Origin of the sequence: Streptomyces sp. NPDC006368 (assembly GCF_040612535.1) — a bacterium.
Taxonomy (GTDB): Bacteria; Actinomycetota; Actinomycetes; order Streptomycetales; family Streptomycetaceae; genus Streptomyces.
The window spans coordinates 1-6658 of the sequence record NZ_JBEXQK010000083.1 but is presented as its reverse complement, the minus strand read 5'-3'; the positions used below and the strand labels follow the sequence as shown (position 1 = coordinate 6658).

The window sequence follows — 6658 nt, the reverse complement described above, 5'->3', positions numbered from 1 at the left end:
ACACCACAACACACACACTCTTCCCCACCCCGCCCCTCTTCCGATCTCTCCCCCCACCATTCGCGCGCCGCGTCGTTCCGGTGGTGGTGGTGATGGTGGTGGTGTCCATGACCGGTCATGGACACCACCATGGCAGCCGAACCGCCCTGCGGCCACTGCCGAAGAACACGCTGTGACCAGGTGCGAAACGCTCGCGACTACGGGCCGCCGCCTACTGCGCGGACCCCACGACAGGGTAATGATCGCTGAGGTTGGTGTACGTGTACCGCGTGCCCCAGCTGGAGACCGTCCACGGCGCGCTCTGCTCCTTGATCACCTCGTTGGTCCAGCCGGCCGGCCGAGCGTGACCGGCGCGGTGGAGTACGTAATCCAGGTCCTCACGCGGGTCGTCGGGGTAGCGCTCGGAGGCGATCGAGTTCTGGTCCGTGTCGAAGGAGTACGGGTGCCCGGTGCGCGCGTCCGCACCGCTCAGGCCCGCGTCACTCAGCATCGTCGCGTACTCGGCGCTGTGCGAGTCGACGTTGAGGTCACCCGCCACCAGCACCTGCTCCGACGCGGGAATGTTCTTCGCGTCCAGGAAGGCGTCCATCGCCTTGAACTGGCGGCTGCGCATCAGCGCCGCCTCACCCTCCGAGCAGCCCGGATCGGTCGACTGGGCGTGCGTGCCGACGACGTGGACGCGGGCACCGTTCACGTTCAGCACGGCGTAGACGAAGCCCTTGTTGGAGTAATAGTCGGCGCCGCAGGCGTCCTTGTAGACGTACTGCTCCTTGCGCACGATCGGCCACTTGCTCAGGACCGACACACCGCCGTCCTCCGGTGTGGTGGAGGAGTACGAGCCGCCGGTCGCGTCCCAGCCGTCCTTGCCACGGCCCATCACCGGCGTCTGGTACGGGTACTGGGCGGCGGAGTTGCGCAGGAGCGCGTCGGAGGCCCCGTTGTCGAACGCCTCCTGGACCACCACGACGTCATTGCCCTGGAAGAAGGGCGCCTTGGGGATCGCCACCGCCCGGTGGTCCTGGCCCCAGTTCGGATAAAGGTTCTTGCTGAACAGGAACACGTTGTACGAGAGGACCTTCAACCGCGGTGTCCCGGCGGCAGACGCCGATGCGGACGCAGATACCGATGCCGATACCGACGCGGACGCCGAGGGGGCCGTCGCGACGAGGGTGGCGGCGGCGAGCGCCGTGGACACGGCGGCCGAAAGAGCGGTGCCCGGGGCACGACGGATCATGGAGTGCGGCACTGAAACTCCCGCTGACAGTGGGGGGTTTGGACGTCGCCATGGTCATGGCGGGCACATCAAATCAGCCGCCGTTACTTCCAGGTAGCCACCGGATGCCGGGAATCTTGCGGACTCCGGGCCTCCACGACAACTCTCCTGACGCGGCTGGGGGGACCGATCGTGACGACTCGGTAGGATCCCGGCATGGATTCAACGGTGACTCTCGCCCGGAACGCCGAGGTGTTCCCCTTCGACCTCGGGCCGCTCAACCCCGTGTGGGCCGATCTCATCATCGGTGTGGTGCTGTTCGCCGCGACCTTCCTCGTTCTCGCGAAGGTGATCCTGCCGAGGATCAACCGCACCCTCGAACGGCGTCAGGACGCCATCGAGGGCGGCACGGACCGCGCCGAGGAACTGCGCGAGCAGGCTGCCCGGCTCCACGCCGAGTACGAAGCGGAGCTCGCCGCCGCCCGCCACGACGCCGCCCGCGTCCGCGCCGAGGCCCACGAACAGGGCGCGGCGGCCATCACCGCGGCCCGTGAGGAAGGGCTGCGCGAGCGCGAGCGGATCATCGCCGCCGGGACGGCCCGGATCGCGGAGGAACGCGCCGCCGCCGAGACCCGACTGGGCGATGACGTGGAGGCATGGGCCCGTACCCTCGCCGAGCGGATCGTCGGCGAGCCCGTTACCGCCCGCCCCGCCGTCCGCCCCGCCGACCGGGGCTGACCGCCCCACCCGGCCGCCTCGCGCCGAAGCCACCCCGTCTCCCATCCGGAAGCCCGGAAGCCCGGAAGCCCGGAAGCCCGGACGCCCGGTCGGCTCGCCCGCCCGCCCGCCCGCCCCGACCGAGGCCGACGCCCGCAACCGGCGTCCGCAGCCGGCCCCCCGCCACCTGCGGGGACGCCCGCCCCGCCCGCTCTGGCCGCGCTCTCCACGCGGTGATCGATACTGGTACTGCGGACCTGCTGACCGGTCCGGTACCGAGCCCGGTCCCCGACCAAGATCCCCGGCCAGGAGCGCACCAGATGAGCACGTCACCATCAGCCGGTGAACCCACCCCGCCGCCGCCCGGCGGGGTGCTGTGGAGCCTCGTGGGCGACATACGCGGCCTGCTCATGCTGCCCGCCGCGCTCACCCTCCAGGTCGCCCACCCCGCCGTCGGGGCGGGCGTCGACGAGCACTCCGTCTTCCGCACCGACCCCTGGGGCCGCGGCGAGCGCTCCCTGCGCTCGCTCCAGCTGTGGGTGTACGGAGGCGAAGCCGCGGCCGAGGAAGGACGCAGGCTCCGCCGGCTCCACAGGACCATCCAGGGCACCGACACCCGGGGCCGCCGGTACCACGCCCTCACCCCCGCGCACTACGCCTGGGTCCACGCCACCGGTTTCCCCGTCTTCCACCACGCCTACCGCTACCTCATCCGCCCCATGACCGAGGACCAGGAGCGGAAGCTGTACGCGGAGTGGCTCCAGGTCGGCCGCGTCCTCGGCATCCACGACCGGGACATGCCCCCGACCATCGAGGAGTTCTGGCCGTACTACCGCAGGATGCTGGCCGAGGAGATCGAAGCCACCGTCGTCGTGCGGGAACTGATCGCCACCGACAGCCCGGTGCCCCCGCCCGACCGGGGCCCGCTGCCGATGCGGCTCCTCCTGCGGATCCTGTGGCCGGCGCTGCTCCCGCCGCTCGCCCGCTTCCGCCGCTTCATGACCATCGGGCTGATGCCGCCGGACGCACGCGACGCGCTGGGACTGGAGTGGACGGACCAACAGGAGCGCGCGCTGCGCCGCTTCGGGCGGGTCGTACGGACCGTGGTGCCCGTACTCCCCGAGCGGCTGCGCTACCTTCCGCTCGCGCGGGAGGCCCGCCGGCGGTACCGGCTCACCCGCGCAGACCGCCCCGCGAGATGACGTCCGCGTACCACCGGGCACTGTCCTTCGGCGTACGCAGCTGGGAGGCGAAGTCCACGTACACGATGCCGAACCGCTTGCCGTAGCCGTACGCCCACTCGAAGTTGTCCAGCAGCGACCACAGGAAGTAGCCGCGGACATCCGCGCCGTCCCCGAGCGCCCGGTGCACGGCGGTCAGGTGCGCGTTCAGGTACGCGACCCGCTCCGGGTCGTGGACCTCGCCCGACGGGTCGGCGTAGTCGTCGTAGGCGGCGCCGTTCTCCGTCACCATCAGCGGCACCTCGGGCAACTCGTCGCGCAGCCGGACCAGCAGCTCGTACAGGCCTTCCGCGTCCACCGGCCAGTCCATCGCGGTACGCGGACCGGGCGCCGGCACGAAACGGACGTGCCGCTCGGCGCCCGGCCAGGGGGAGGGCGTCTCGGACGTGCCCGACGCGACGACCGTGGGGGAGTAGTAGTTGATCCCCAGCGAGTCGACCGGAGCGGCGGTCACTTCCAGGTCGCCGTCCCGTACGAACGACCAGTCCGTCAGCGCGGCGGTGTCCGCGACCAGGTCGTCGGGCAAGCGGCCGTGGAAGACGGGGTCCAGGAAGATCCGGTTGCCGAGCGCGTCGATCCGGCGCGCCGCGTCACGGTCCGCGCCCGAATCGGACAGTGCCCGCACGGCATGGAGGTTGAGCGTCAGCGACACCTCCGCCCCCCGGGGAACCGCCGCGCGCAGCGCCTGGACGGCACGCCCGTGCGCCAGGTTCAGATGGTGGGCGGCGCGCAGCGCGGCGACCGGGTCCGTACGGCCCGGGGCGTGGACCCCGGAGCCGTACCCGAGAAACGCCGCGCACCACGGTTCGTTCAGGGTTGTCCACGTGGCGACCCGGTCACCCAGCGCCTCCGCCACGAGCCCGGCGTACTCGGCGAACCGGTTGGCCGTCTCTCGGTGCGGCCAGCCCCCCGCGTCCTCCAGCTCCTGGGGCAGATCCCAGTGGTAGAGGGTCGCGACCGGCCGGATGTCGGCGGAGCGCAGCTCGTCGACGAGCCGCCGGTAGAAGTCCAGACCCTTCTGCACCGCCGGCCCCCGGCCGGTCGGCTGCACGCGGGGCCACGCCACCGAGAACCGGTAGTCCGTCACCCCCAAGTCCTTCATCAGCGCGACGTCCTCGCGCATCCGGTGGTAATGGTCGGCGGCGATGTCACCGGTGTCGCCGTTGCGGACCTTGCCCGGAGTACGGCTGAAGGTGTCCCAGATGGACGGCGTCCGGCCGTCCTCGTCGGCGGCACCCTCGATCTGGTACGCGGCCGTGGCCGTACCCCAGCGGAAGCCGGCCGGGAAGGTGAGCTCGGTCATGAGGAGGAGACTCCCAACGGAAGGTGGAGGAGGATGGAGAGCGGGGGAATCGCCCGTCAGCCCTTGACGGCGCCCTGCATGATGCCGCCGACGATCTGCCGGCCCAGCAGGCCGAAGACCAGCAGCACGGGGAGGGTGCCCAGCAGCGTCCCCGCCATGATCACGGACTGGTCGTGGACATAGCCGCCGCCCAGCTGACGCAACGCGACCTGCACGGTCGGGTTCTGCGAGGACAGCGCGACGATCGGCCAGAAGAAGTCGTTCCAGGCCGCCATGAACGTCAGCATGCCCAGCACCGCCATCCCCGGGCGGGCGACCGGCACGACGATCGACCAGAAGATCCGCGCGGACGACGCACCGTCCACCCGCGCCGCCTCGATCAACTCGTCCGGCAGCGACTGGATGAGGAACTGCCGCATGAAGAACACACCGAACGCCGAGACCAGACCGGGCAGAATGACCGACTGCAGCTGGTTCACCCACTCCAGCTTCGCGATCAGCATGAACAAAGGGATCACACCCAGCTGCGGCGGGATCATCATCGTGCCCACCGTGAGCGCCAGCAGCGCACCCCGGCCGCGGAAGCGGAGCTTGGCGAAGGCGAAGCCGGCCAGCGTGCAGCACAACACCGTACCGACGGTGATCGAACCGGAGACGATCAGGGAGTTGAGCAGGGCCGTGCCGATGTCCGCCTCCTCCATCACCGCCTCGAAGTTCCGCATGAGGTTCGGCCCCGGAAGCAGCGACGGCGGCACCTGCGCCAAATCCGCGTTGGAGCGGCTCGCCGCGACGATCGTCCAGTAGAACGGGAAGGCGGACACGAGCACGGCGAGGATCAGGATCGCGTACGCCACCCTCCCGCCGTGCATCGTGCGCCCGGCACGCGCGGTCATCGGATCGCCTCCTTGCGGGCGCGGCGGCGCACGACCAGGGCGTTGACCCCGACCAGCACCAGGATCAGCAGGAACATCACCCAGGCGATCGCGGCGGCCCGGCCCAGGTGGAAAAAGCCCCAGCCCTGCTCGTACATGTACAGCCCGAGCGTCTGGTACTGGTGCGAGATACCGCCCGAGATGCTGCCCTCGAAGAGCAGCGGCTCCCCGAACAGCTGCGTGGCGCCGATCGTCGACACGACGGTCGTGAACACGATCGTCGGACGCAGCCCCGGCAACGTCACATGCACGAACTGCCGCCAGCGTGACGCCCCGTCCATCTCGGCCGCCTCGTACAACTCGGTCGGGATCGACTGCATCCCGGCGAGGTAAATCAGCGCGTTGTAGCCCGTCCAGCGCCAGATGACGATCGTCGAAACGGCGATCTGCGAGGCGACGGTGCCGGTCTGCCAGTCGACCGCACCGAAACCCACCACCCGCAGCACGTAATTGACCAGCCCGAAGTCCCGCCCGAAGAGCTGCGCGAACACGAGCGTCGCCGCGGCGACCGACGTCGCGTACGGCAACAGCATCGCCGTCCGGAAGAACGTACGGCCGCGAAGCCTGTAGTTCAGCAAGTGCGCCAGCCCCAGCGCCATCACCAGCTGGGGGACGGTCGAGATGACACCGATGGTGAAGGTGTTGCGGAGCGAGATCCAGAAGAACTCATCCGTGAAGAGCGCGGTGTAGTTGCCGAGACCGCGCCACCGCATGTCGCCCGGCGTCTGGAGCTCGACGCGGTACAGCGAGACGAACGCCGTGTAGAGGAGCGGGAACAGCCCGAACGCGGCGAACAGAGTGAAGAACGGCGCGATGTACGCGTACGGCGAGACGGCCTGCCAGGCGCGCCGCGCGCGCCGTGCGCTGCGCGCACTGCGCGCGCCGGCGGGGGGTGATGGTGCCGTGAGGGTCACGGTGCGGGCCCTTCAAACGAGTCGATACGAACACGAACGGTGCGGTGCCGCTGCGCGGGGCGTTGTGCGGTGCCGTTGGGGGTTGGGTCCGGTGGGCCGGGGTCGGGTGCCGGGGTCTTCGGTGGGGGGTCTTCGGGCTCTCGTTCACCGCGCTTCGCGCGAGTTCAGTCGTTTTACGCCCGAAACACCCCCCACGCTCCGACCCCGTCCCCCTCACGAAGGTGGGTGACCACAGCCGCCGTGGGGGGCGCGGGGCAGGGGGACGTGGAGCGGGTCGTGTTCTGGGCGTAAAACGACAGAGCGAAGCGACAGAGAGCCCAGAACACGATCCCCGGAAC

6 protein-coding genes are annotated in these 6658 nt (G+C 70.3%); 2 read left to right on the top strand and 4 right to left on the bottom strand.

The genetic code is table 11. From position 1 onward, the window contains the following. Positions 1 to 211 precede the first annotated feature (211 nt). The gene (gene sph / locus ABZZ38_RS30035; RefSeq protein WP_356745648.1) at positions 212 to 1246 is read right to left on the bottom strand and encodes a sphingomyelin phosphodiesterase; all 1035 of its coding nucleotides are present in this window, start codon (positions 1244 to 1246) and stop codon (positions 212 to 214) included. Between the two features lie 183 nt (positions 1247 to 1429). Between sph and ABZZ38_RS30030 the strand changes: the two genes are divergently transcribed. Together ABZZ38_RS30030 and ABZZ38_RS30025 are read left to right on the top strand one after the other, a co-directional pair. Further along, positions 1430 to 1951, top strand: coding sequence for a hypothetical protein (locus ABZZ38_RS30030; protein WP_356745646.1), 522 nt, complete (start codon positions 1430 to 1432; stop codon positions 1949 to 1951). 299 nt (positions 1952 to 2250) lie between these two features. Next, a complete protein-coding gene (locus ABZZ38_RS30025) occupies positions 2251 to 3132 on the top strand; it encodes an oxygenase MpaB family protein (protein ID WP_356745644.1) in 882 nt (293 codons plus the stop codon). On the opposite strand, the gene ABZZ38_RS30020 is transcribed toward ABZZ38_RS30025, so the two are convergent. The 3 genes from ABZZ38_RS30020 to ABZZ38_RS30010 are packed head-to-tail and all read right to left on the bottom strand — an operon-like array spanning position 3104 to position 6221. Further along, positions 3104 to 4474, bottom strand: coding sequence for a GH1 family beta-glucosidase (locus ABZZ38_RS30020; protein ID WP_356745642.1), 1371 nt, complete (start codon positions 4472 to 4474; stop codon positions 3104 to 3106). The two genes, ABZZ38_RS30025 and ABZZ38_RS30020, sit on opposite strands and share 29 nt — an antisense overlap. 56 nt (positions 4475 to 4530) lie before the next feature. Beyond that, positions 4531 to 5367, bottom strand: a complete 837-nt coding sequence (locus ABZZ38_RS30015; protein ID WP_356745640.1) for a carbohydrate ABC transporter permease — start codon at positions 5365 to 5367, stop codon at positions 4531 to 4533. After that, positions 5364 to 6221, bottom strand: a complete 858-nt coding sequence (locus ABZZ38_RS30010) for a sugar ABC transporter permease (protein ID WP_356745650.1) — start codon at positions 6219 to 6221, stop codon at positions 5364 to 5366. The genes ABZZ38_RS30015 and ABZZ38_RS30010 overlap by 4 nt, the downstream gene beginning before the upstream one ends. Positions 6222 to 6658: the final 437 nt, after the last annotated feature.

Coding starts and splice junctions, on each gene's coding strand:
- ABZZ38_RS30030 (WP_356745646.1), top strand. CDS start 1,430: ATGGATTCAACGGTGACTCTCGCCCGGAACGCCGAGGTGTTCCCCTTC.
- ABZZ38_RS30025 (WP_356745644.1), top strand. CDS start 2,251: ATGAGCACGTCACCATCAGCCGGTGAACCCACCCCGCCGCCGCCCGGC.
- ABZZ38_RS30020 (WP_356745642.1), bottom strand. CDS start 4,474: ATGACCGAGCTCACCTTCCCGGCCGGCTTCCGCTGGGGTACGGCCACG.
- ABZZ38_RS30015 (WP_356745640.1), bottom strand. CDS start 5,367: ATGACCGCGCGTGCCGGGCGCACGATGCACGGCGGGAGGGTGGCGTAC.